Source organism: Streptomyces vietnamensis, from assembly GCF_000830005.1.
Taxonomy (GTDB): Bacteria; Actinomycetota; Actinomycetes; order Streptomycetales; family Streptomycetaceae; genus Streptomyces; species Streptomyces vietnamensis.
The window spans coordinates 1,986,110-2,009,683 of record NZ_CP010407.1; the positions used below are offsets into that span (position 1 = coordinate 1,986,110).

Below are 23,574 nucleotides of genomic sequence, written 5' to 3' on the forward strand. Positions count from 1 at the left end.
TTTCGACCCGTGCAGGAGTTGCGGAACGGCGAGGGCCGTGTGTCCGTCCCGGAGGACGGGCACACGGCCCTCGCCTTGCTGTGGGGAGCGGTTACGCGCCGATGGCGTGCAGACCGCCGTCGACGTGGATGATCTCGCCCGTGGTCTTCGGGAACCAGTCCGAGAGCAGCGCGACGATGCCGCGGCCGGCCGGCTCCGGGTCCGCGAGGTCCCACTCCAGCGGGGAGCGGGTGTCCCAGACCGAGGCCAGCTCGCCGAAGCCCGGGATGGACTTCGCGGCCATGGAGCCGAGCGGGCCCGCCGAGATCAGGTTGCAGCGGATGTTCTGCTTGCCGAGGTCGCGCGCCATGTAGCGGCTGGTGGCCTCCAGGGCGGCCTTGGCCGGGCCCATCCAGTCGTACTGCGGCCAGGCGAACTGCGCGTCGAAGGTCAGGCCGACGACCGAACCGCCCTCGGACATCAGCGGCAGCAGCGCCATCGTCAGCGACTTCAGGGAGAAGGCGGAGACGTGCATGGCGGTGGCCACGGACTCGAACGGCGTGTTCAGGAAGTTGCCGCCGAGCGCGTCCTGCGGCGCGAAGCCGATGGAGTGCACGATGCCGTCGAGGCGGTCGCCCAGGTGCTCGCGGACCTGGCCCTCCAGGCGGGCGAGGTGCTCGTCGTTGGAGACGTCGAGCTCCAGGACCTTCACCTTGTCGGGGTGGGGCAGCTTCTTGGCGATGCGCTCGGTCAGCGTCGGCCGGGGCCAGGCGGTGAGGATGATCTCCGCACCCTGCTCCTGGGCCAGCTTCGCGGCGTGGAAGGCGATGGAGGACTCCATCAGCACACCGGTGATGAGGATGCGCTTGCCCTCGAGAATTCCGCTCATGGTGATCAGTGACCCATGCCCAATCCGCCGTCAACCGGGATGACGGCTCCAGTGATGTACGAGGCGTCGTCGGAGGCGAGGAACTTCACCGCCGCGGCGATCTCCTCCGGCTGCGCGTAACGGCCCAGCGGCACCTGCGACACGATGCCCGCGCGCTGCTCGTCGGTGAGCACCGCGGTCATGTCGGTGTCGACGAAGCCGGGGGCGACGACGTTGAAGGTGATGTTGCGCGAGCCGAGCTCACGCGCGAGGGAGCGGGCGAAACCGACCAGGCCGGCCTTGGAGGCGGCGTAGTTGGCCTGGCCCGCGGAGCCCAGCAGACCGACGACCGAGGAGATCAGGACGACGCGGCCCTTCTTGGCGCGCAGCATCCCGCGGTTGGCGCGCTTGACGACCCGGAAGGTGCCGGTGAGGTTGGTGTCGAGGACGGACGTGAAGTCCTCCTCGGTCATGCGCATGAGGAGCTGGTCCTTCGTCACGCCGGCGTTGGCCACGAGGACCTCCACCGGACCGTGCTTCTCCTCGATCTCCTTGTAGGCCGTCTCCACCTGCTCCGCGTCGGTGATGTCGCACTTGACGGGAAGGCAGCCGAGCTCGACCAGGGCGGCCGGGGGCTCGCCGGAGCGGTACGTGATCGCGACCTTGTCGCCGGCCTCGGCGAACGCGCGGGCGATGGCGAGGCCGATGCCCCGGTTTCCTCCGGTGACGAGAACCGAGCGGCTCAACGGATCACCCTTTCGATAGCGGTCTGGTAGCCGAAAACCTATCGGTATCGCCCCCGACATGAGGAATCGACCTCCCACAGTGGCGTACGGGCGTCACTGTCGGATCCCTACAGCTCGGGGCCGGTACGGGGCGGGTCGCCCCTCCCCGGAGGGAAGGGTTCCACCCGGGGTGCTCCCCAATGCGCCGACTCGGCCGCCCGTCCCGTGATTGACTTCCGGGGCAGTTTCAGACCGCTGTCTTCCGATCGCCGAGAGCGAGGCCGCTCGTGGTCCATCAGATCGACCCTTCGTTCGTCGCGCTGCCGTTGCGGGCGCTCGCCGACGCGGCGCTCGCCCGAGCGCGCGCGCTGGGTGCCGAGCACGCGGACTTCCGCCTGGAGCGGGTGCGCAGCGCCTCGTGGCGGCTGCGCGACGCCAAACCGTCCGGTTCCTCGGACACCACGGACCTCGGCTACGCGGTGCGGGTGGTGCACGGCGGGGCCTGGGGCTTCGCGTCCGGCGTCGACCTGACGATGGACGGGGCCGCGCGGGTCGCCTCGCAGGCGGTCGCCATGGCCAAGCTGTCGGCGAAGGTGATCGCGGCGGCGGGCTCGGACGAGCGCGTGGAGCTGGCCGAGGAGCCGGTGCACGCCGAGAAGACGTGGGTCTCCTCGTACGAGATCGATCCGTTCTCCGTCCCCGCCGAGGAGAAGAGCGCGCTGCTCGCCGACTGGAGCGCGCGGCTGCTCGGGGCGGAGGGCGTGGCGCACGTGGACGCCTCGCTGCTCACCGTCCACGAGAACAAGTTCTACGCGGACACGGCCGGCACCGTGACCACCCAGCAGCGCGTCCGGCTGCACCCGCAGCTCACGGCCGTCGCCGTGGACGAGACGACCGGCGAGTTCGACTCGATGCGGACGATCGCGCCGCCGGTCGGGCGTGGCTGGGAGTACCTGACGGGGACCGGCTGGGACTGGGACAAGGAGCTCGACGAGATCCCGGGGCTGCTCGCCGAGAAGATGCGGGCGCCGAGCGTGGAGGCGGGCCGGTACGACCTGGTCGTGGACCCGTCGAACCTGTGGCTGACGATCCACGAGTCCATCGGGCACGCCACCGAGCTGGACCGGGCGCTGGGCTACGAGGCGGCGTACGCGGGCACCTCGTTCGCCACCTTCGACCAGCTGGGCAAGCTGGCGTACGGCTCCTCGATCATGAACGTGACGGGTGACCGGACCGCCGAGCACGGTCTCGCCACCGTCGGCTTCGACGACGAGGGCGTCGAGGCGCAGAGCTGGGACCTGGTGAAGGACGGCACGCTCGTCGGCTACCAGCTGGACCGGCGGATCGCGAAGCTCACGGGCCTCGGCCGGTCGAACGGCTGCGCCTTCGCGGACTCCCCCGCGCACGTGCCGGTGCAGCGGATGGCGAACGTCTCGCTCCAGCCGGACCCGGGCGGTCTGTCGACGGAGGACCTGATCGGGGGCGTGGAGCGGGGCATCTACGTGGTCGGCGACCGGTCCTGGTCGATCGACATGCAGCGCTACAACTTCCAGTTCACCGGTCAGCGCTTCTTCCGCATCGAGAACGGCCGGCTCGCCGGGCAGCTGCGGGACGTGGCGTACCAGGCGACGACCACCGACTTCTGGGGCTCCATGGAGCAGGTCGGCGGCCCGCAGACGTACGTGCTCGGTGGCGCCTTCAACTGCGGCAAGGCCCAGCCGGGCCAGGTCGCCGCCGTCTCGCACGGCTGCCCGTCCGCCCTCTTCCGGGGCGTCAACATCCTGAACACGACGCAGGAGGCCGGTCGATGAGCCGCGTCAGCAAGCCGTACGAGATCGTCGAGCGGGCCCTCGAGCTGTCCCGCGCCGACGGGTGTGTCGTCATCGCCGACGAGGAGTCCTCGGCGAATCTGCGCTGGGCGGGCAACGCGCTCACCACGAACGGCGTGACCCGGGGCCGCACCCTCACCGTCATCGCGACCGTCGACGGCGCCCAGGGCACCGCCTCCGGTGTCGTCTCGCGGTCCGCCGTGACCGTCGACGACCTGGAGCCCCTGGTCCGGGCCGCCGAGGCCGCCGCCCGTGCCGCCGGGCCCGCCGAGGACGCGCAGCCGCTGGTCGAGGGCGTGCCCGCCTCGCCCGACTTCACGGACGCCCCGGCGGAGACCTCGTCCGCCGTCTTCACCGACTTCGCCCCGGCGCTCGGCGAGGCCTTCGCACGCGCGCGTGCGGGCGGCCGCGAGCTGTACGGCTTCGCCAACCACGAGCTGACCTCCACCTACCTGGGCACGTCCACGGGGCTGCGGCTCCGCCACGACCAGCCCAACGGGACCCTGGAGCTCAACGCCAAGTCCCCCGACCGTTCGCGCTCCGCCTGGGCCGGGCGCTCGACCCGGGACTTCAAGGACGTCGACCCGGCCGCGCTCGACGCGGAGCTCGCGACCCGGCTCGGCTGGGCGGAGCGGAGGATCGAGCTGCCCGCCGGCCGGTACGAGACGCTGCTGCCGCCGACCGCCGTGGCCGACCTGCTGATCTACCAGCTGTGGTCCTCGACGGCCCGGGACGCGGTGGAGGGCCGGACGGTCTTCTCCAAGCCCGGTGGCGGCACCCGGCTCGGCGAGACGCTCTCCCCGCTGCCGCTCACGCTGCGCAGCGACCCGAACGAGCCGGGCCTCGAGTCCTCGCCGTTCGTGATCGCGCACTCCTCCGGCGACGACTCCTCCGTCTTCGACAACGGTCTGCCGATCGGGCCGGTCGACTGGGTGAAGGCCGGCGCCCTGGCGCACCTGATCACCACCCGGCACACGGCGGGGCTTACTCGTTTGCCCGTGGCGCCGGGAGCGGGGAACCTGATCCTGGACGGCGGCGGCGAGCGCTCCCTCGAGGAGATGGTGGCCGCGACGGAGCGTGGCCTGCTGCTGACCTGCCTCTGGTACATCCGCGAGGTCGACCCGGCGACGCTGCTGCTGACCGGGCTGACCCGGGACGGCGTCTACCTCGTCGAGAACGGCGAGGTGGTCGGCGAGGTGAACAACTTCCGGTTCAACGAGTCGCCGGTGGACCTGCTGTCGCGGGCCTCGGAGGCGGGTCGTACGGAGAAGACGCTGCCGCGCGAGTGGAGCGACTGGTTCACCCGGGCCGCGATGCCCGCCCTGCGGGTGCCGGACTTCAACATGAGCTCGGTCAGCAAGGGGGTCTGACCCCCATAGACTGATCGCGACAACTTGTTCCCCTGAGCATCACGAGGAGACGGACGACGTGACGGACATCGTCGACGAGCTGAAGTGGCGCGGGCTGTTCGCCCAGTCCACCGATGAGGACGCACTGCGCAAGGCTCTCGCGGACGGTCCCGTCACGTTCTATTGCGGTTTCGACCCGACCGCGGCCAGTCTTCACGTCGGCCACCTGGTCCAGGTCCTCACCGTCCGCCGGCTCCAGCAGGCCGGGCACCGGCCGCTGGCGCTGGTAGGCGGGGCCACCGGGCAGATCGGTGACCCGCGGCCGACGGCCGAGCGCACCCTGAACGACCCCGAGACGGTCGCGAACTGGGTGAACCGGCTGCGCTCTCAGATCGAGCCGTTCCTCTCCTTCGAGGGGGAGAACGCGGCGGTCATGGTGAACAACCTGGACTGGACCGCCGGGATGTCGGCGATCGAGTTCCTGCGGGACATCGGCAAGCACTTCCGGGTCAACAAGATGCTGACCAAGGACTCCGTGGCACGGCGCCTGGAGTCCGAGCAGGGCATCAGCTACACCGAGTTCAGCTACCAGCTGCTCCAGGGCATGGATTTCCTGGAGCTGTACCGCCGCTACGGCTGCACGCTCCAGCAGGGCGGCTCGGACCAGTGGGGCAACCTGGTGGCCGGCCTCGACCTGATCCACCGCCTGGAGCCGGGCGCCGAGGTCCACGCGCTCGCGACCCCGCTGATGGTCAAGGCGGACGGCACCAAGTTCGGCAAGACCGAGGGCGGGGCCGTCTGGCTGGACCCGGAGATGACCACGCCGTACGCGTTCTACCAGTTCTGGCTGAACGTGGACGACCGGGACATCTCGACGTACATGCGGATCCTGTCCTTCAAGTCCCGCGAGGAGCTGGAGGAGCTGGAGGAGCAGACCGCCGAGCGGCCGCAGGCGCGGGCCGCCCAGCGGGCCCTGGCCGAGGAGCTCACCACCCTGGTGCACGGCGCCGAGCAGTGCGCGGCCGTCATCAACGCCTCCAAGGCGCTGTTCGGGCAGGGCGACCTGGCCGAGCTGGACGAGCCGACGCTCGCCGCCGCGCTCTCCGAGCTGCCGCACGCGCGCGTGTCCGAGCTGGGCCAGGTCGTGGACCTGTTCGCCGAGGTCGGTCTCGTCGCGAGCAAGTCGGCGGCGCGGCGCACGGTGAAGGAGGGCGGTGCCTACGTGAACAACGTGAAGGTGACCGCCGAGGACGCCGTGGTGTCGGCGGAGGAGCTGCTGCACGGCCGCTGGCTGGTGCTGCGGCGCGGCAAGAAGAACCTCGCGGCGATCGAGTTCGCCGGCGAGTAAGGATCATGGCGGGAGGCCCGGTACGTGCGCGGTGCGCCGTACCGGGCCTCCTCCCGTCTCTCAGGCGTGCCGTCTGCCGCCCTTGACCGAGACCCACAGCATGTCGCCCACGCCGACCACGGCGATGGCGCCGATCAACTGGAGCAGATGCCGGGTCCAGTCGATGCCCCGGGTGTCCTCGACTCCGATCCAGCCCGCCACCGCGTTGCCGAGCACACTGCCGAGAATGCCGAACACGGTCGTCAGCCACAACGGGATCTGCTGCTTCCCCGGCAGGATCGCCTTCGCGATCAGACCGAGGACGAATCCCACGATGATCGCCCACAACCAACCCATCGCCACCTCCTAGTGCGCGTGTGCGCCCAGTCTCGGCCCATCGGCCATACGGCGCATGTCGGGCGGCACCGTACGTGCCCCGGTCTCGTGGGCCGCGGAGGGCGGGCGTACCGTGGAACCAGGTCCGGACCGGGGAGGGTCCGGCACGACCTGTGGGCGGTGAACGGCGATGCTGAAGCATGGCGGGACCGAGGTCTTCCGGATCACGGGGGCCCGGCAGGGGCTCGCCGACGACGTGCGGGGGCGGCAGCGGCGCTACGTCATCTCGATGACGGTGCGGACGCTCTCCGTGATCGCCGCGACGGTGCTGTGGAACGTCGAGCGGCACGTGGCCTTCGTGGCGCTGGGCCTGGGGCTCCTGCTCCCCTACATCGCGGTGGTGATCGCCAACGCGGGACGCGAGAGGGCTCCGTCCCTTCCCTCCACCTTCGTCCCCACTCCGGTGCGTCCCGCGCTCGACCCCCCGAACCTCAAGAAAACCTCAGATCAATCATGACGATCCGGTGCACCGCACCCCAGGCGCCGTGACATACTGCCTACGCGCTCCGCATCCCCCGTCGGAGCGACGGACCGATGCCGGGCAGCTCCCCCCGTGGCTGCCCGGCATCGCTGTTGCTGGACAATGATCAGGTGAGCGAAGAGAAGCCGATCTGTTCCGCCAAGGGGTGCCGCGCCGACGCCGTCTGGGTCCTCGCGTGGAACAACCCCAAGCTGCACACGCCCGAGCGGCGCAAGACCTGGCTCGCGTGCGAGGAGCACCGCGAGCACCTCTCCCAGTTCCTGGGCGTACGGGGCTTCCTGAAGGACGTCGTCCCGCTGGCCGAGTGGGAGTCCGAGGAGACCCCCTAGATCTCAGCCAGACCTCAGCCAGACCTCAGCCGCCGATCGCCGACATCGGGCGCTCGGGCTGGAGGAAGCTCGGGTCGTCGAGGCCGGAGCCGGCCTTCTTGCCCCACATGGCCTTCTTCCAGAGCTCCGCGACCGTCTCGTCCGGGGCGTCCGAGCGCAGCGCGGCCCGCAGGTCCGTCTCCTCGGTGGCGAAGAGGCAGGTGCGCACCTGTCCGTCGGCGGTGAGCCGGGTGCGGTCGCAGGCCCGGCAGAACGGGCGGGTGACGGAGGCGATGACGCCGACCGTGTGCGGTCCGCCGTCGACGACCCAGCGCTCGGCGGGGGCCGAGCCGCGCTCCTCGGATCCCTCGGGCGTGAGGGTGAAGCGGGTGCGCAGGGACTCCAGGATGTCCCCGGCGGTGATCATGCCGTCGCGCTTCCAGCCGTGCTGGGCGTCCAGGGGCATCTGCTCGATGAAGCGGAGCTCGTACCCCTCCTCCATCGCCCAGGCGAGGAGGTCGGGGGCCTCGTCGGCGTTGAGCCCGGGCATCAGGACGGCGTTGACCTTGACCGGGGTGAGGCCGGCCTCGCGGGCGGCGGCCATGCCGTCGAGGACGTCCCGGTGGCGGTCGCGCCGGGTGAGGGTCTTGAAGACCTCGGGGCGCAGGGTGTCCAGGGAGACGTTGACCCGGTCCAGGCCTGCCGACTTGAGGGCGGCGGCGGTGCGCTTGAGTCCGATGCCGTTGGTGGTGAGGGACATCCGGGGGCGGGGCTCCAGGGCGGCGCAGCGCTCGACGATCCCGACGAGGCCGGGGCGGAGCAGCGGCTCGCCGCCGGTGAAGCGGACCTCGGTGACGCCGAGGTCGGTGACCGCGATGCGGATCAGGCGGACGATCTCGTCGTCGGTGAGCAGGTCCGGCTTGGCGAGCCACTGGAGGCCCTCCTCCGGCATGCAGTACGTACAGCGCAGATTGCACCGGTCCGTGAGCGAGACGCGCAGGTCAGTGGCCACACGGCCGTAGGTGTCGATGAGCACTGTGGGCCCCCTCCCCGTTGTCCGGATGCGTGTGCTGTCGAGCCTACGTGAGCGCACGGACAACGAGCAGGGCAGATTGTCACGAGGACCGACGCGGCCGCGTCGTAGAACTCTACGACGCGGCCGTCGGGCGGATGCGGAACGTATACGGCTCAGTGCGCTCCGACGCCGGTGAGGGACTTGACCTCCAGCTCCGCGTACTTGCCCTCGTCCGGCCTCTCCTTGGAGAGGACCGAGCCGAGCCAGCCGAGCAGGAAGCCGAGCGGGATGGAGACGATGCCGGGGTTCTCCAGCGGGAACCAGTAGAAGTCCACGGTCTTGAACATCGACGTGGGCTTGCCGGAGACGACCGGCGAGAAGAGCACGAGGACGACGGCGGAGACCAGACCGCCGTAGATCGACCACAGCGCGCCCTGGGTGGTGAACCGCTTCCAGAAGAGCGAGTAGAGGATCGTCGGCAGGTTGGCCGAGGCGGCGACCGCGAAGGCGAGGGCGACCAGGCCGGCGACGTTGAGGTCGCGGGCGAGGGCGCCGAGCGCGATGGAGACGATGCCGATGAAGACGGTCGCCCAGCGGGCGGCCTTCACCTCCTCCTGCTCGGTGGCCTTCCCGCGCCGGATGACGTTGGCGTAGATGTCGTGGGCGAAGGACGAGGAGGAGGCCAGGGTCAGGCCGGCGACGACGGCGAGGATGGTCGCGAAGGCGACGGCGGAGATGACGGCGAGGAGGATCGCGCCGCCGGTGGAGTCGGGTCCGCCGCCGATCTCCAGGGCCGCGAGCGGGGCGGCCGTGTTGCCGGCCTTGTTGGAGGCGACGATGTCGCCGTTCTTGAGGAGGGCGGCGGCGCCGAAGCCGAGGACGATCGTCATCAGGTAGAAGGCGCCGATGATGCCGATGGCCCAGTTGACGGACTTACGGGCGGCCTTGGCGGTCGGCACCGTGTAGAAGCGGATCAGGATGTGGGGCAGGCCGGCGGTGCCGAGGACGAGCGCGATGCCGAGCGAGAGGAAGTCGAGCTTGGAGGTGGCGGTGGCGCCGTACTTGAGGCCGGGCTCCAGGAATGCGTCGCCCTTGCCGCTGTTGGTGGCGGCCGCGCCGAGCAGCTCCGAGACGTTGAAGTGGAACTTGAGGAGGATGAGGAAGGTGATCAGGAGCGTGCCCGCGATGAGCAGGACCGCCTTGACCATCTGCACCCAGGTGGTGCCCTTCATGCCGCCGATCGTCACGTACACGATCATCAGGAGGCCGACCAGGGCGACGATCCCGACCTTGCCGCCGTCGCTGGTGATGCCGAGCAGCAGCGAGACGAGGACGCCCGCGCCCGCCATCTGGGCGAGCAGGTAGAAGATGGAGACGACGATCGTCGAGGTGCCGGCGGCGGTGCGGACGGGCCGCTGGCGCATCCGGTAGGCGAGGACGTCGCCCATGGTGAACCGGCCGGAGTTGCGCAGCGGTTCGGCGACCAGGAGCAGGGCGACGAGCCAGGCGACGAGGAAGCCGATCGAGTACAGGAAGCCGTCGTAGCCGAAGAGGGCGATGGCTCCGGCGATGCCGAGGAAGGACGCGGCGGACATGTAGTCGCCGGAGATCGCGAGGCCGTTCTGGAAGCCGGTGAACTGGCGTCCGCCGGCGTAGAAGTCGGCGGCGCTGCGGGTCTGGCGGCCGGCCCAGACGGTGATGACGAGGGTGGCGACGACGAAGGCGCCGAACAGGGCGATGATCAGGGGCCGGTGCTCGGTGGTGGCGTTGCCGGCCGCGAGCAGGACGGGGGTGCTCATGCGTCGCCCTCCATACGGGTTCTGATGGCCTCGGCCTTGGGGTCGAGCCGGTTCGCCGCGTGCCGCGAGTAGAGCCAGGCGATGAGGAACGTGGTGAGGAACTGGCCGAGGCCGAGGACGAGGGCCACGTTGATGTTGCCGAAGAGCTTGGTGCCCATGAAGCCGCCCGCGTAGTTGGAGAGCAGCACGTACAGCAGGTACCAGGCGATGAAGGCCAGGGTGAGGGGGAAGGCGAAGGAGCGGTAGGTACGGCGCAGTTCGCCGAACTCCTCGCCCTCCTGCACCTCGATGAACTGCTCCGTGGTGGGCGACGCGGGACCGTGGTCGGTCTCCGTGCCGTTTCTGGGCGGCGGCGGTGCTTCGGTAGCCACGGAATCTCCTCGTGACGCGGGGGCGGACGGCGTGGTCAAGGGGGCCTCACCAGGGGTGCGGGAAGCGGGGCTCCGAGCGGAGCTCCTCCCCTGCCCAACGGCACGGAGCGGGAAGCGAAGCGGTTCAACCGGGGGATTTCCTTGAACAGATCTTCATGAAGTCTTCTCAACTCATTGAAGGTTCGGGAAGATCAGCGATAGCTTCACTCGTCATGCACCTGTCGGCGCGTAAACCCGCGCGCGGACAGTACATACGGATGATGTGGAGAACCCATGGCTCATCTGGGATCGAGGCGCGGCCGAGCTCTCGCTCTGCCGGTAGGTCTCGCGCTCACGGCCTCGCTCGGCTTCCTGGCCCCCGGCGCCGCCTCCGCCGCGGAACTGAGCGACGCTCCGGCCACCGTGGCCTCTTTCAGCGGCCCGAAGCTCTCGTACGTCGTCAACGTCGAGGGCGGCCGCTGGACCGCCGACTCCGTGCGGAAGTCGATCGCCGCCGCGGGCGGCGAGGTGGTCATCTCGTACGACCAGATAGGCGTGATAGTCGTCCACTCGCAGAACCCCGAGTTCGCGAAGACGATCCGTCAGGCGCGTGGCGTCCTGTCGGCCGGCGCGACCCGCACCGCCCCGCTCTCCGTCCAGTCCGACGACTCCGTCGACGAGGGCGCGCAGGCGCTGTCCGCCGCCGAGGCGAAGGCGGCCGCGGCCGCCGCCACGGACGGTCAGGACCCGCTGGAGCCCCTGCAGTGGGACCTCCCGGCGATCAAGGCCGACAAGGCGCACGAGAAGACGCTCGGCAGCAGCAAGGTCACCGTCGGCATCATCGACACGGGTGTCGACGACACCCACCCGGACCTGGCGCCGAACTTCGACGCCTCCAAGTCCGCCAACTGCGTGACCGGCGTGGCGAACACCACCGCCGGCTCGTGGCGTCCGAACAAGGGCGAGAGCGACCACGGCACGCACGTCGCCGGCACCATCGGCGCCGCCAAGAACGGCATCGGCGTCACCGGTGTCGCGCCGGGCGTGAAGCTCGCCGGCATCAAGGTGTCCACCCCGGACGGCTTCTTCTACACCGAGGCCGTGGTCTGCGGCTTCGTGTGGGCGGCCGAGCACGGCGTCGACATCACGAACAACAGCTACTACACCGACCCGTGGATGTTCGCCTGCAAGAACGACGAGGACCAGAAGGCCCTCATCGAGGCGGTCACCCGGGCGACCCGCTACGCGGAGAAGAAGGGCACGGTCAACGTCGCCGCGGCCGGCAACTCCAAGTTCGACCTGGCGGCCGACAAGATCACCGACACCAGCAGCCCGAACGACACCACGGCGGTCACCCGTGACGTCGACCCGTCGCAGTGCTTCGACTACCCGGCCATGCTGCCGGGCGTCGTGACGGTCTCCGCGACCGGCGCCAAGGGCCTGAAGGCGTCCTACTCCAACTACGGCATGGGCGTCATCGACGTCGCCGCCCCCGGTGGCGACCGCACCGAGTACCAGACCCCGGACGCCCCGGCGGTCAACGGCCGCATCCTGTCGACCACGGTCGACGGCGGCTACAACTACAAGGCCGGTACGTCGATGGCCTCGCCGCACACCGCCGGTGTGCTCGCGCTGCTGAAGTCGACGCACCCGCACGCCAGCCCGGCGGCGCTGAAGGCGCTGCTGTACGCGCAGGCCGACGAGCACGCATGCACCAACCCGTACGACATCAACGGTGACGGTGTCGTCGACGCGGTCTGCCAGGACGGCGCGGACAAGAAGAACGGCTTCTACGGAGCCGGCATCATCGACGCGCTGGCCGCCGTGAAGTAATAAGCGGTACGGCACGGTCGGAGGGCCCTGGTGTGGTGTGCCACACCAGGGCCCTTTCGCGTGGCACTCGTGGCACTGAGTGCCACACTGTGATCATGGACAACACAGTGCGTACGGGTACGGAGTTGTTGTGGTCGGCCCTCGGCGGCGATCCCGCCCTCGTCGACCGCGTGGAGTACGGCGGGGTCTCCGGGCTGCTGCCCGCGCGGCTGCCGGTGATGGACCTGGCGCGCGCGACGGTCGCGGCCTGCTCGCTCGCCGCCGTGGAGCACGCGGGGCTGCCGGGGCCGGTGCGGGTGGACGACGGGGCCGTCGCCACCGCCTTCGTGAGCGAGCGTCATCTGCGGGTCGACGGGCGGGAGCCGGTGAACTTCGCGCCGCTGTCGCGGTTCTGGCGGGCGGCCGACGGATGGGTCCGTACGCACGCCAACTACCCGCACCACAAGGCGGCTCTGCTGACGGGCCTGGGCGTCCCGGACTCCGTCGAGGCCGTCGCCGCGGCCGTCGCCGAGCGGAAGGCCGTCGAGGTCGAGACGGCGGTGTACGCGGCCGGGGGCCTGGCCGTCGCCCTGCGGACGCCCGAGGAGTGGGCGGCGGGCGAGCAGGGCCGGGAGGTCGCGGCGCGGCCGCTGCTGACCCGGGAGCGTCTCGACGAGGCGGCGCCGCGGCGTTCCCGTTCGGGGCCGCTGCGTGTCCTGGACCTGACCCGGGTGCTCGCCGGCCCCGTCGCGACCCGGACGCTCGCGCTGCTCGGCGCGGACGTGCTGCGGATCGACCCGCCGGGCAACCCCGAACTGCCGGACCTGCACGCGGACACGAGCGCCGGCAAGCGGACCGCCGCGCTGGACCTGGACCGGCCGTCGGACCGGCGGACCTTCGAGGAACTCCTCGACTCCGCCGACGTGCTGGTCACCGGCTACCGGCCGGGCGCGCTCGACCGGTTCGACCTGGAGCGGCCGGGTCTGGTGACCGCGCGGCTCTCCGCCTGGGGCGACTACGGGCCGTGGAGCGGGCGGCGCGGCTTCGACTCCCTGGTCCAGGTGGCGACGGGGATCGCGGTGGTGGAGGGCTCGGCGGCGGAGCCGGGGGCGCTGCCGGCGCAGGCGCTGGACCACGGGACGGGGTATCTGCTCGCGGCGGCGGTGCTCCGCTCCTTGACCGAGCAGCGGCGCGACGGCGGCAGCCGGCTCGTGCGCCTCGCCCTCGCGCAGACGGGGCACTGGCTGACGCACTCGCTGCCGCGGTACGAGCCGGAGCGGTACCTCGTCGAGACGGACAGCCCCCTGGGCCGGCTGCGGCACGCGCTGTCGCCGGTGTCGTACGAGGGCGGGCCTTCGGGCTGGACCCGGGCGCCGGGCCTCGCGGGGGCGGATGCGGCGGAGTGGCTCGGGGCCGGGTCCTGACGAAGGGCCGTAGGGGCGGAACGGGACCGGGACGGGCGCCCGGCAACGGGGGTGTGCCCACCCTCCCCCAAGCTCTCGGCTTCGCTCGAGCAGGGGGACCCCCCTCGCCCTGCGGAACGATTGCCCACACAGTTGACGGCGGGCCAAGGCCCGCTGTCGGCACGTGTTACGGCTTGACCAGGACCTTCAGGGCCGTGCGGTCGTCCATGGCCTTGTAACCGGCGGGGACGCCGGACAGGTCGACCGTCAGGTCGAAGACCGGGGACGGGTCGATCGCGCCGGAGAGGACGTCCGGGAGGAGTTCCGGGATGTAGGCGCGGACCGGGGCGACGCCGCCGCGCAGCGCGATGTTGCGGTCGAACATGACCGACAGGTCGAGGCCCGTGCCGCTGCCGTGCGGGACGCCGACGTAGCCGATGGAGCCGCCGTCACGGGTGATGCCGACCGCCGTGCGCATCGACTGCTCGGTGCCGACCGCCTCGATGACGGCGTGCGCGCCCTGCCCGCCCGTGAGCTCGCGGACCGCGGCCTCGGCGGCCTCGCCGCGCTCGGCGACGACGTCGGTGGCGCCGAAGGAGCGGGCGATGTCCGTACGGGCGGTGTGCCGGCCGAGCGCGATGATCCGCTCGGCGCCGAGCCGCCTGGCGGCCAGGACGCCGCAGAGGCCGACCGCCCCGTCGCCGACGACGGCGACCGTGGAGCCCTTGGTGACGCCCGCGCCGAGGGCCGCGTGGTGGCCCGTGCCCAGGACGTCGGAGAGGGCGAGCAGGGCGGTGAGGAGACGGTCGTCCCCGGCCGCCTCGGCGGGGAGCTTCACCAGGGTGCCGTCGGCGTACGGGACGCGGACGGCCTCGCCCTGGCCGCCGTCGGAGCCGACCGAGCCCCAGAAGCCGCCGCGCGGGCAGGAGGTCTGGAGGCCCTCGGCGCAGTACTCGCAGGTGCCGTCGGACCAGACGAAGGGGGCGACGACGAGGTCGCCGGCGGCGAAGCCGGTGACGTCGGAGCCGGCCGCCTCGACGATGCCGAGGAACTCGTGGCCGATGCGCTGGCCGGGCTGCCGGGCGGACTCGCCGCGGTAGGCCCACAGGTCGCTGCCGCAGATGCAGGCGCGCAGGACCCGCAGGACGACGTCCGTGGACTCCTGGATCACCGGGTCGGGCACGTCCTCCACGCGCATGTCGAACGGGGCGTGGATGGTGGTGGCGCGCATGAGGGGCGGTCCTTGCTGTCAGACGGTTGTACGACGTTCACCGTACATCGCGCGGAGCGTTCCCGCCGTCAGCAGGTACTGCGCCGCGATGTAGGTCAGCATGACCCAGAAGTCGGGCGCCGGCAGCTGGGGCCATTCGGCGACCCCGGTGGCGATGAGGGTGTCCGAGAGGAGGAACAGGGCTCCGCCCAGGCCGGCCAGGGGCCCCAGGGCGCTGGAGCGGTAGGCCATCGCGGTGAGCAGCAGGGAGTACCCGGCGACGGGGATCCGCAGGCCGGCGGGGAGGTCGGGCCAGAGGAGCACGACGGTGGTGAGGAGCGCGGCCGCGTACAGGGCGCCGAGCGCCGGGGACGTACGCCTCCGTCCGAAGAGGACCAGGTAGCAGACGTGTCCGGCGGCGAAGGAGCCCATGCCGACGAGGAAGGCCCAGTCGGCGTCGGAGAGCAGGAAGACGTCGCCGCCCCAGCCGAGGAGGAGCGCGGCGGTGAGCAGTTTGGGGGCGCCGCGGGTGACGGCGTACGCGGCGAGCAGGGGCATCAGGAGCGGTTTGGCTATCTGGTGGCCGAGGTCGGCGCCGGCGAGCAGGGAGGCGAGGTCGACGACCGCGGCGAGGAGGAAGGCACCGAACAGGGTTCGGGAGGGGGTGGTCACGCGGCGGGCTCCGGGGCGGTCTGGTCGTGGGGTGCGGTGGTACGGGCCTCCGGCTGCCAGCCGGGCCCTCGGAAGACCCGCCCGGCGCGCTCGCGCCAGCCGTGCGCGGCGCGCAGGTCGCGGGCGATGGCGGCGTACTCGTGGGTGGCGACGCGGAGCGGGTTGTAGGTCTCGATGTTCTTGGTGAGCCCGTAGACGGGCCGCTCGGTCTCGCCGACCCAGGAGCCGGACATCCGGTCCCAGACGATCAGGATGCCGCCGAAGTTCCGGTCCAGGTAGCCGCCCTGGGAGGCGTGGTGGACGCGGTGGTGCGAGGGGGTGTTGAGGACGTACTCGAAGGGGCGGGGCAGCCTGTCGATGCGCTCGGTGTGGATCCAGAACTGGTAGACGAGGTTGACCGAGTAGCAGAAGGCGACGGCCGCCGGGTGGACGCCGAGGGCGATCATCGGCAGGTAGAACGGCCAGCCCGTGACGCCGGTCCACGGCTGGCGCAGGGCGGTGGAGAGGTTGAACTTCCGGCTGCTGTGGTGGACGACGTGGCAGGCCCAGAGGATGCGGATGACGTGGTGTCCGCGGTGCTGCCAGTAGTAGAGGAAGTCCTGCGCGAGCAGCATGAGCGGGATCGTCCACCACAGGACGGGGACGCGGAGCGGGGTCAGCTCGTAGACGGCGGTGTAGATCGCGACCACGGGGATCTTCCACAGCGCGTCGAAGAAGAGGCTCCCCAGGCCCATGCCGATGCTGGTGGCGGCGTCCTTGGCCTCGTACCCGGCGGCGTCCTCGTCGGGGTGGACGCGGTGGCTGACCATCTCCAGGACGGTGAGCAGGGCGAACGCCGGTATGGACCAGAGCACGACATCGGGCAGGTTGGGCGGCATGCCGTCGACGGTAGGGGTGGGAGCCGGGCTCGGCTAGACGTCATTACTTACAAGTAAGTAAGACCATCTGTCAGCAAGCTTTGGAACTTCCCGACAAGGCCCCGTCAGACCCCCGCCGCTCCCAGCAGGGAGCCCGCGCCGTAGGTGACGGCCATAGCGAGGGCGCCGCCCGCCGCGTTGCGGAGGATCGCCGGGCCCGTGGGGGCGGCGCCGAGGCGGGCGCTCCACCAGCCGGTGAGGGTGAGGGCCGCGAGGACGGAGAGGACCGTGACCCAGAGACGGGCGGAGGCCGGCGGGAGGACGATCGCGAGGAGCGGGAGGAGGGCGCCGACGGTGAAGGCGAGGAAGCTGGCGCCGGCGGCGTGCCAGGGGTTGGTGAGGGCGTCGGGGTCGATGCCGAGCTCCACGCGCGCGTGGGCGCGGAGCGCGTCGCGGGCGGTGAGCTGTTCGGCGGCCTCGCGGGCCACCTCCGGGGAGAGGCCGCGGGCGGCGAGCAGGGCGGTGAGTTCGGCGAGTTCGGCCTCCGGCTGTTCGCGCAGTTCGCGCTTCTCCTGGGCGAGCGCGGCCTTCTCGGAGTCGCGCTGGCTGGACACCGAGACGTACTCCCCCGCCGCCATCGACATCGAGCCGGCGAGCAGCCCCGAGAGGCCGGCCGTGAGCAGGGCGGCCCGGTCCTCGGTGGCGCCGGCGACGCCGACGACGAGGCCGGCGGTGGAGACGACGCCGTCGTTGGCTCCGAGCACGGCCGCCCGGAGCCAGTTGAGACGGGAGCCGAGGCCACCGCCGTGGGCCTCGTCGTGCGCTTTGTCCGGTACGGGGGGTGACGTCACGTCAGGAGGGTCGCACCCGGCGCCTCACCAGACGCGGACCGACCCGCCCGGGGCGAACGCCGGGCTCGTCGCCCCCTCGGGGACCTTCTCCAGGGGCCGGCCGATCTCCTCGACGGACGGGCCGTGGACGGCGGCGAGGCCGTCGAGGAGGGCGAGGTCGAAGCCGTAGACGCGGGCCGCGTTCCCGCCGACCATGGCGGCGACCTCCTCCCTCGGGAGTCCCGCGTAGGCGATGCGGAGGCCTTCGCGGGAGTACGGGGTGGTGCCCTCGTCGTGCGGGTAGTCGCTGCCCCACATGATCTTGTCGAGGCCGATCCGGTCGCGCAGCGGCACCTCGTGGGGGCGCATGAAGCTCGCGCCGACGAAGCAGTTGTCCCGCCAGACCTCTCCGGGGCCCTTGCCCATGGACTCCGCCAGACCCGCGCCGAACTTCGACTCCGCGGTCGAGGCCTTCGTCGAGGCCGCGACCAGGCGGTCGTGGTAGTAGTCCAGCATCTGGAGGACGCCGGGGATCCAGCCCGAACCCTGCTCGGTCAGGACCAGTTTGAGCCCCGGGTGGCGCCGGAACGCGCCGCCGAAGATCAGGTGCCACAGGGCCCGGTGGGAGAACCAGGTGGTCTCCACCATGAACACCGCCCGGGCGGCCGGTTCGTCGCCCAGCGGCGGCGACGCGGAGCCGCCGTGGTGGTTGACCGGCACGTCGAGCTCGGCGCAGACGGCCCAGATCGGGTCGTACGCCTCCGAGTACAGCTCGGGCACGGGCGAGCCCGGCGGGACACCGGGCAGCAGGATGCCCCCGGTGAGTCCGGCCTCGCGGGCGCGGCGGATCTCCGCGACCGCCGCGTCCACGTCGTTGAGCAGGATCTGCGCCACGCCCGCCCTGCGTCCCGGGGCGTCCGCGCAGAAGTCGGCCAGCCAGCGGTTGTGCGCCTGGAGCCCGGCCCAGCGCCGCTCGTACTCGGCGCGGGTGGGCGGCTGGGCCATCAGGGAGGCCTTGGGGAAGAACGGCGGGATGGTGTTGGGGAAGACGACCTCGGCGACGATGCCGTCCGCCTCCAGCTCGCGCAACCGGCGCTGCGAGTTCCAGTTGCGGTCGGCGGTGTCGGCGAGGAGGTCCTCGTACGGGTTGACGTAGGTGGCCGCCCAGGCGTCGAAGTCGTCGTGGTGCTTCTTCTCCAGGTACGGCTTGTAGTCGAGGAGGTCGGCGCCCGCGTGGCAGTCGGCGGAGACGACCGTGTAGCGGTCGGTCACGGGTTCACCCCCAGGACCGGGAAGTCGTGGTCGGTGAGCCAGTGGCGGCCCACCTCGCGCGAGCGGGCCCAGGAGGCCTCGACGGCGGCCTGGTCGGCGGGCTGGCCGAGGTCGGCGGGGGTGGGGCCGATGCGACGGGCTATCGGATCCAATATTTGGACATCGAATCCGAAGACCTCGGCGGCGGCGAGACCGAGCATCCGCCGGGTCTCCTCGACCGGGATGTCGTGGAACGTCTTCCGCAGCCACGCGCGCGTGTCGGGCCAGGTCCCCTCCGGGTGCGGGAAGTCCGAGCCCCACAGGATGTTGTCGACGCCGATCTCGTACCGCTGCGCGAGCTCGCGCCGCTTGGTGTTGGTGGCGCAGACGAAGACCTGCCGGTCCAGGTACTCGCTCGGCGGCCGCTTCAGCTCCGCGAACGGGGACAGCTTCTTGCCGCCGTGCGCGCCCAGGTAGAGCCGGTCCATGAACCAGAGCAGGTTCGGCAGCCACCAGCAGCCGGACTCGGCGACCCCGAACCGCAGGCCCGGGTGGCGCTCGAAGACGCCCGACCAGAGCAGGAACCACAGCGGCCTGGCCGGCCACCAGGTGACCTCGGAGACGTAGATCCCGAGGTGGTCGCCGTACTCCTCGCGCGGCGCCGCCCCGGAGTGGGTGACGACCGGCATGCCGGTCTCGGCGGCCGCCGCCCACACCGGGTCGTAACGCCGGTCGTGGTAGGGGGCCTTGTCCACCCACATGGAGGGGATCATGAGCGCGCCGAGCCCGGACTCCTTGGCCCGGTGGATCTCGGCGACGACCTCGCGGACGTCGGCGGTGACGGGCAGGAGGGCGACCCCGCAGTGCCGGGCCGGGTTGGCGGAGACGAACTCGGCGAGCCAGCGGTTGTGCGCCTTCGCGCCCGCCATGCCGAGCTCCGGGTCCTGGTCGCCGGAGAGCCCGAGGCCGACGCCGAAGGGCGCGGCGGTCTGGCTGTCGACGGCGTCCGCGTCGGGGAAGACGACCTCGGCGGCCACCCCGTCGCCGTCGAGCTCCTTGATCCGCTGCGCGGGGTCCCAGCCGCCGCGCAGGCCTTCCTCGTTGTCGCTGAACCACTTGTTCGCGAAGGCCTCGTTGCGCACCCCGAGCCGGGTCATGGCCGCCCGGCGGGCCTCGCGCCCGGCGAGGAAGTCGTCGAAGTCCCGGTGGAAGCGGGGGTCGAGATAGGGCCGGTACTCCTCGGTGGGCAGCCCGGCGTGACAGTCGGAGGAGATGATCAGATACGGGTCCTCATGGCGCTCGTTGCTCATGGCGAAGCCCCTCAGTCGAGGATGAAGTTCTCCAGGTACGACGGGTTGGCGCGGTCGAGCATGGACCGCGAGCGCGCCTTGATCTGGCGGTCGCTGTGCTCGCTCTCCGGCAGCATCCAGAAGCGGTCGGCGCGGATGCCGTCGACGACGTGCTCGGCGACCTCCTCGACCGGCGTGAAGGTCACCTCGTGGCCGGCCTCCTTCATCGCGGCCTCGTACTGGTCGAGGCTGCGGTACGGGGTCTTCCGCGGCCGCTGCTTGGCGTACCGCTCGGGCCGGTTGCGGTGCGACTCCCAGAGGCCGGTGCGGAGCATGTGCGGGCCCGGGAAGAGGACGGAGGCGCCCACGCGCGCGTGCTCGGCCTTCAGGTGCGCGTACAGCGACTCGGTCATGGTGACGACGGCCGCCTTGGTGACCGCGTACACGGAGGCGGTGGGCAGCGGGGCGATGCCGCCGTCGCCCGAGGAGGTGTTCACGACGTGGCCGGGTTCGCCGCCCGCGAGCATGCGCGGGACGAAGGCCTGGATGCCGTGGAAGACGCCCCAGACGTTGACGGAGAAGGCCCACTTCCAGTCGTTGGGCTCGTGCTCCCACATGCGGCCCTCGGCGCCGGAGCCGACGCCCGCGTTGTTGCAGAGGACGTGGACGGCGCCGAAGGTGTCGTACGCGGCGTCCGCGAACGCCCGTACCTCGTCGGGGTCGGAGACGTCGACCGTCCGGGCGAGGACCTGCGCCCCGCCCGCCATCAGCTCCTCGGCGGCCTGTTCGAGGGCGCCGCGCTCGACGTCCCCGAGGACGACGGCGAGGCCCTCGGCGGCGAAGCGGCGGGCCATCGCGAGGCCGATGCCGCTCGCCGCGCCCGTGACGACGGCGACCTGTCCCTCACGCAGCTCCATCAGACGCTTCCTTCCGGGGGTCCGTCGAGGATCTGGAGCGGGTCGTCGTACCGCTGGTGCACGAAGGGCAGCAGGTCCCGGGCGGAGACGCGCTCGGCGACCGTGCCCTTCTGGTCGGTGGTCTTCTCGCCGATCGTGATCTCGACGAGCCGACGGACGGGGAGGTCGGCGACCGGGTCGTACATGGACTCGCGCAGGACCACGTCGCCGGTGATCCGCTCCAGCTTGCGCACCTTCTCGTTGCGCACGCAGTGGACGAGGACGGGGTCGGCGTCGAAGCCGGTGCCCTCCACGCCCGGCAGGAACTTGAAGTAGAAGTCCGTCTTCTCGACGGGCTCCGGCGGCGGCAGGGTCTCGGAGACCGCGCCGCGCACCTCCACGAAGGCGATGCCGTGCCGGGCGAGGGCGGCGCGCACCACGAGCCCGTCGCGCTCTACGGTGACCTCGCCCAGCTTCTTCGGCTCGCCGAAGACCTCGCGCCCGCCGATCAGGGCCCGCTCGTGGGTCATCGGCATGACCAGCGGGTACCAGCCCTCGCGGTCGCCGTGGGCGGCGGCCACGGCCACCGAGCCGGCGCCGAGCGGATAGCCGGGCAGGTCGACCTTGCTGATGTTGGCGCGCACGAGGGGGCGCGCGGTGGGCTTCAGCGGGGGCGGCAGGACCGCCGCCACGACGTCCGGGTCGGTCTCCCAGACGGCGACCACACCGGTGGACCAGATGTCGGGGAGCTTGGCGGACCGTTCGCGGGCCGCCGCCGCCTCCGCGTCGCTGCGCGCCCCGTACCGTACTCGTGCCATGACGTACCACCCTTCGGGATCGTCGGCCTGTAACACAGTTACACGGCTGCCGACGAAGGGTAAAGAGGTCTGCACGCAGAGGAGTTGGGGGATTCGATGGCACGCTCCGCGCTGACCCGCGACGAGGTCCTGGACACCGCGGCCGCCCTGGTGAGGGAGCACGGCCCGGACGCGCTCACGATGCGCCGGCTCGCCGCCGAGCTCGGCACCGCGGTCACCTCGATCTACTGGCACGTCGGCAACCGCGAGTCGCTCCTCGACGCCCTCGTCGCCCGCACGGTCGCCGACCTCGGCACGATCCGCCCCCGGGGCGCGACCCCGGCCGAGCGGATCGTCTCGGTGGCCCGCGCGCTGCGCCGCGCCCTGCGCGAGCGCCCGCACCTGGTGGCGATGGTCCACGAGCGGGGTCTCACGGAACGCATGTTCCTGCCGGCCCAGCGGGCCCTGGTCCACGAGGCGCACGCGGCGGGGCTGCGCGGGGCGCAGGCCGCGCGGGCCGTCCGCGCCGTGCAGTTCCAGGTCGTCGGCTACGTCCTGGTGGAGCGCAACCGGGAGCGGGCCCCGGCCCAGTCCCCCGCCGAGGAGGAGCTGTGGCGCGGGGAGGACGCCGAGGCCGACGGGCCCCTCGCGCGCGCCCTGGCCGCGCCGATCGACACCGAGCGGCTCTTCGCCGACTCCGTACGGGCCCTGGTGGAGGGCCTGCTCGCCGGCGCCCGGAGTGGGATCCCGGAGTGAGATCGAAGACACCAGGGACGGGACTGTCGGTCGCGGGCCGTATTCTCAATGACCGTGCTTGACGACCGTACGACAGCAGCGATGTGGCCGGCCGCCTACCCGCAGGGGTACGCGGTGGTCGACGTGGAGACCACCGGACTCGCCCGCGACGACCGGATAGTCTCCGCTGCCGTCTACCGGCTGGACGCCCAGGGGAACGTCGAGGACCACTGGTACACGCTCGTCAACCCCGAGCGCGACCCCGGTCCGGTCTGGATCCACGGCCTGACCAGCGACGTCCTGGAGGGCGCGCCGCTCTTCCCGGAGATCGCGGCGGAATTCGCGGCGCGCCTCGACGGCCGGGTGCTCGTCGCGCACAACGCGATGTTCGACTGGCAGATGATCGCCCGGGAGTACGCGCGCGCGGAGTCCGCCGCGCCGGTGCGCCAGCGGCTGTGCACGATCGCGCTCGCCAAGGAGCTGTCGCTGCCGCTGCCCAACCACAAGCTGGAGTCGCTCGCCGCGCACTTCGGCGTCGTGCAGCAGCGCGCGCACAACGCGCTCGACGACGCGCGGGTGCTCGCCGAGGCCTTCCGGCCCAGCCTGCACGCGGCGGCCGAGCGGAACGTACGGCTGCCGCTCCTGGAGTGCCGGCCGCTGACCGAGTGGGCCTCGGCGCCCGCGCAGCCGCGGACCGGCGGGCAGTCCTCCTACCGGGCGGGCAGCTGGCGCCCCTCGCGGAAGCGCCCGCCGTGCCCGTACCCCAACCCCGGACGCTACGAGTCGGACAAACCGCTCAAGCAGGGCATGCGGGTGGCCTTCTCCGGCGACACGTCCGTCGACCGCGAGCTCCTGGAGGACCGCACCGTCGAGGCCGGCCTCCACGTCGCCACCAGCGTCTCCCGGCTGACCAGCCTCCTCGTCACCAACGACCCGGACGCCGCCACCTCCAAGACCCTCAAGGCCAGGTCCTTCGGCACCCCGGTCGTCGACGAGGCCGCCTACACCCAGCTGCTGCGGGACGTGAGCCCGGCAGACGGGTGACACCCCCGGCCCTGCGGGCGTGCCGAGCTGCGCGCGCCCGCCGGGCGCTCCACCCTGTGGCGCATGGCACGTTGTGAGGTCTGCGGAAACGATTACGGCATGTCCTTCGAGGTTCATGCACAGGGCGCGATTCATGTCTTCGACTGCTTCGCCTGCGCCATCCACCGCATGGCGCCCATCTGCGAACACTGCCGGGTCCAGATCATCGGACAGGGCGTCGAGGTCGAGGGCAGCTGGTACTGCGGCGGCCACTGCGCCCGCGCCGAGGGAAAGGTGGGCATCGTCGACAGGGTGTGAGGAAACGATCCTGGGCGGGTGGCCGCGAACCACCCGAACCCCCCGTGCGTGCACC

At 71.6% G+C, this 23,574-nt stretch carries 24 protein-coding genes; 10 read left to right on the forward strand and 14 right to left on the reverse strand.

From position 1 onward, the window contains the following. Window positions 1–91: 91 nt before the first annotated feature. On the reverse strand, window positions 92–868 hold the full coding sequence (fabI, locus tag SVTN_RS08725; RefSeq protein ID WP_041128554.1) for an enoyl-ACP reductase FabI: 777 nt from the start codon (window positions 866–868) through the stop codon (window positions 92–94). Window positions 869–873: 5 nt separating this feature from the next. Next, a complete protein-coding gene (gene fabG / locus SVTN_RS08730) occupies window positions 874–1,593 on the reverse strand; it encodes a 3-oxoacyl-[acyl-carrier-protein] reductase (protein WP_030691676.1) in 720 nt (239 codons plus the stop codon). Between the two features lie 266 nt (window positions 1,594–1,859). On the opposite strand from fabG, the gene SVTN_RS08735 reads away from it, so the two are divergent. From SVTN_RS08735 to tyrS, 3 genes are read left to right on the forward strand one after another with little or no spacing between them, the layout of a single operon-like run. After that, complete coding sequence (locus SVTN_RS08735) at window positions 1,860–3,383, forward strand: TldD/PmbA family protein (protein WP_041128555.1); 1,524 nt, start codon at window positions 1,860–1,862, stop codon at window positions 3,381–3,383. Beyond that, window positions 3,380–4,771: a metallopeptidase TldD-related protein gene (locus SVTN_RS08740; protein WP_041128556.1), complete on the forward strand. Its 1,392-nt coding sequence runs from the start codon at window positions 3,380–3,382 to the stop codon at window positions 4,769–4,771. Before SVTN_RS08735 ends, SVTN_RS08740 begins: the two co-directional genes overlap by 4 nt. Before the next feature lie 58 nt (window positions 4,772–4,829). Continuing rightward, complete coding sequence (gene tyrS / locus SVTN_RS08745) at window positions 4,830–6,098, forward strand: tyrosine--tRNA ligase (protein ID WP_041128557.1); 1,269 nt, start codon at window positions 4,830–4,832, stop codon at window positions 6,096–6,098. Between the two features lie 60 nt (window positions 6,099–6,158). On the opposite strand, the gene SVTN_RS08750 is transcribed toward tyrS, so the two are convergent. Next, window positions 6,159–6,434: a GlsB/YeaQ/YmgE family stress response membrane protein gene (locus SVTN_RS08750; protein WP_041128558.1), complete on the reverse strand. Its 276-nt coding sequence runs from the start codon at window positions 6,432–6,434 to the stop codon at window positions 6,159–6,161. 169 nt (window positions 6,435–6,603) lie between these two features. Here SVTN_RS08750 and SVTN_RS08755 point away from each other — a divergent pair, with 169 nt between their 5' ends. Further along, the gene (locus tag SVTN_RS08755) at window positions 6,604–6,930 is read left to right on the forward strand and encodes a DUF3099 domain-containing protein (RefSeq protein ID WP_041128559.1); all 327 of its coding nucleotides are present in this window, start codon (window positions 6,604–6,606) and stop codon (window positions 6,928–6,930) included. A 134-nt stretch (window positions 6,931–7,064) separates the two neighbouring features. Further along, the gene (locus SVTN_RS08760; protein ID WP_052499028.1) at window positions 7,065–7,283 is read left to right on the forward strand and encodes a hypothetical protein; all 219 of its coding nucleotides are present in this window, start codon (window positions 7,065–7,067) and stop codon (window positions 7,281–7,283) included. Between the two features lie 25 nt (window positions 7,284–7,308). Here the strand turns inward: SVTN_RS08760 and moaA are convergent, their stop codons facing one another. The 3 genes from moaA to SVTN_RS08775 form a co-directional block, all read right to left on the reverse strand. Then, window positions 7,309–8,298 carry a GTP 3',8-cyclase MoaA gene (gene moaA / locus SVTN_RS08765; RefSeq protein ID WP_041128561.1) on the reverse strand — a complete coding sequence of 330 codons (990 nt, stop codon included), beginning with the start codon at window positions 8,296–8,298 and terminating at the stop codon, window positions 7,309–7,311. A gap of 152 nt (window positions 8,299–8,450) precedes the next feature. Further along, the gene (locus tag SVTN_RS08770) at window positions 8,451–10,076 is read right to left on the reverse strand and encodes a solute symporter family protein (RefSeq protein WP_041128562.1); all 1,626 of its coding nucleotides are present in this window, start codon (window positions 10,074–10,076) and stop codon (window positions 8,451–8,453) included. After that, window positions 10,073–10,447: a DUF485 domain-containing protein gene (locus SVTN_RS08775; protein ID WP_041128563.1), complete on the reverse strand. Its 375-nt coding sequence runs from the start codon at window positions 10,445–10,447 to the stop codon at window positions 10,073–10,075. Before SVTN_RS08775 ends, SVTN_RS08770 begins: the two co-directional genes overlap by 4 nt. A 273-nt stretch (window positions 10,448–10,720) precedes the next feature. Between SVTN_RS08775 and SVTN_RS08780 the strand changes: the two genes are divergently transcribed. Continuing rightward, window positions 10,721–12,259, forward strand: a complete 1,539-nt coding sequence (locus SVTN_RS08780) for a S8 family peptidase (protein WP_041128564.1) — start codon at window positions 10,721–10,723, stop codon at window positions 12,257–12,259. A 95-nt stretch (window positions 12,260–12,354) separates the two neighbouring features. Continuing rightward, complete coding sequence (locus SVTN_RS08785; RefSeq protein WP_052499638.1) at window positions 12,355–13,662, forward strand: CoA transferase; 1,308 nt, start codon at window positions 12,355–12,357, stop codon at window positions 13,660–13,662. A 166-nt stretch (window positions 13,663–13,828) separates the two neighbouring features. Here SVTN_RS08785 and SVTN_RS08790 read toward each other — a convergent pair whose 3' ends face one another. The 8 genes from SVTN_RS08790 to SVTN_RS08825 form a co-directional block, all read right to left on the reverse strand. Then, window positions 13,829–14,872 carry a zinc-dependent alcohol dehydrogenase family protein gene (locus SVTN_RS08790; protein ID WP_041128566.1) on the reverse strand — a complete coding sequence of 348 codons (1,044 nt, stop codon included), beginning with the start codon at window positions 14,870–14,872 and terminating at the stop codon, window positions 13,829–13,831. Window positions 14,873–14,890: 18 nt separating this feature from the next. Beyond that, entirely contained in the window at window positions 14,891–15,523 is a 633-nt protein-coding gene (locus SVTN_RS08795) for a lysoplasmalogenase (RefSeq protein ID WP_041128567.1), read from the reverse strand. Further along, window positions 15,520–16,401 (reverse strand): sterol desaturase family protein, encoded by an 882-nt coding sequence (locus SVTN_RS08800; RefSeq protein WP_041128568.1) that lies wholly within the window; start codon window positions 16,399–16,401, stop codon window positions 15,520–15,522. Before SVTN_RS08800 ends, SVTN_RS08795 begins: the two co-directional genes overlap by 4 nt. Before the next feature lie 104 nt (window positions 16,402–16,505). Further along, window positions 16,506–17,231: a VIT1/CCC1 transporter family protein gene (locus tag SVTN_RS08805; protein ID WP_041128569.1), complete on the reverse strand. Its 726-nt coding sequence runs from the start codon at window positions 17,229–17,231 to the stop codon at window positions 16,506–16,508. Window positions 17,232–17,255: 24 nt separating this feature from the next. Further along, window positions 17,256–18,482: an amidohydrolase family protein gene (locus SVTN_RS08810; RefSeq protein ID WP_041128570.1), complete on the reverse strand. Its 1,227-nt coding sequence runs from the start codon at window positions 18,480–18,482 to the stop codon at window positions 17,256–17,258. Next, the gene (locus SVTN_RS08815) at window positions 18,479–19,771 is read right to left on the reverse strand and encodes an amidohydrolase family protein (protein ID WP_041128571.1); all 1,293 of its coding nucleotides are present in this window, start codon (window positions 19,769–19,771) and stop codon (window positions 18,479–18,481) included. Before SVTN_RS08815 ends, SVTN_RS08810 begins: the two co-directional genes overlap by 4 nt. Before the next feature lie 11 nt (window positions 19,772–19,782). Continuing rightward, window positions 19,783–20,667, reverse strand: coding sequence for an SDR family NAD(P)-dependent oxidoreductase (locus SVTN_RS08820; RefSeq protein ID WP_041128572.1), 885 nt, complete (start codon window positions 20,665–20,667; stop codon window positions 19,783–19,785). Next, a complete protein-coding gene (locus tag SVTN_RS08825; RefSeq protein ID WP_041128573.1) occupies window positions 20,667–21,464 on the reverse strand; it encodes an acetoacetate decarboxylase family protein in 798 nt (265 codons plus the stop codon). Before SVTN_RS08825 ends, SVTN_RS08820 begins: the two co-directional genes overlap by 1 nt. A gap of 96 nt (window positions 21,465–21,560) precedes the next feature. Between SVTN_RS08825 and SVTN_RS08830 the strand changes: the two genes are divergently transcribed. The 3 genes from SVTN_RS08830 (at window position 21,561) to SVTN_RS08840 (ending at window position 23,519) form a co-directional block, all read left to right on the forward strand. Next, window positions 21,561–22,199 carry a TetR/AcrR family transcriptional regulator gene (locus SVTN_RS08830; protein WP_041128574.1) on the forward strand — a complete coding sequence of 213 codons (639 nt, stop codon included), beginning with the start codon at window positions 21,561–21,563 and terminating at the stop codon, window positions 22,197–22,199. A 48-nt stretch (window positions 22,200–22,247) separates the two neighbouring features. Next, window positions 22,248–23,222 carry a DEDDh family exonuclease gene (locus SVTN_RS08835; RefSeq protein WP_041128575.1) on the forward strand — a complete coding sequence of 325 codons (975 nt, stop codon included), beginning with the start codon at window positions 22,248–22,250 and terminating at the stop codon, window positions 23,220–23,222. 63 nt (window positions 23,223–23,285) lie between these two features. Next, window positions 23,286–23,519: a hypothetical protein gene (locus tag SVTN_RS08840; RefSeq protein WP_041128576.1), complete on the forward strand. Its 234-nt coding sequence runs from the start codon at window positions 23,286–23,288 to the stop codon at window positions 23,517–23,519. Window positions 23,520–23,574: the final 55 nt, after the last annotated feature.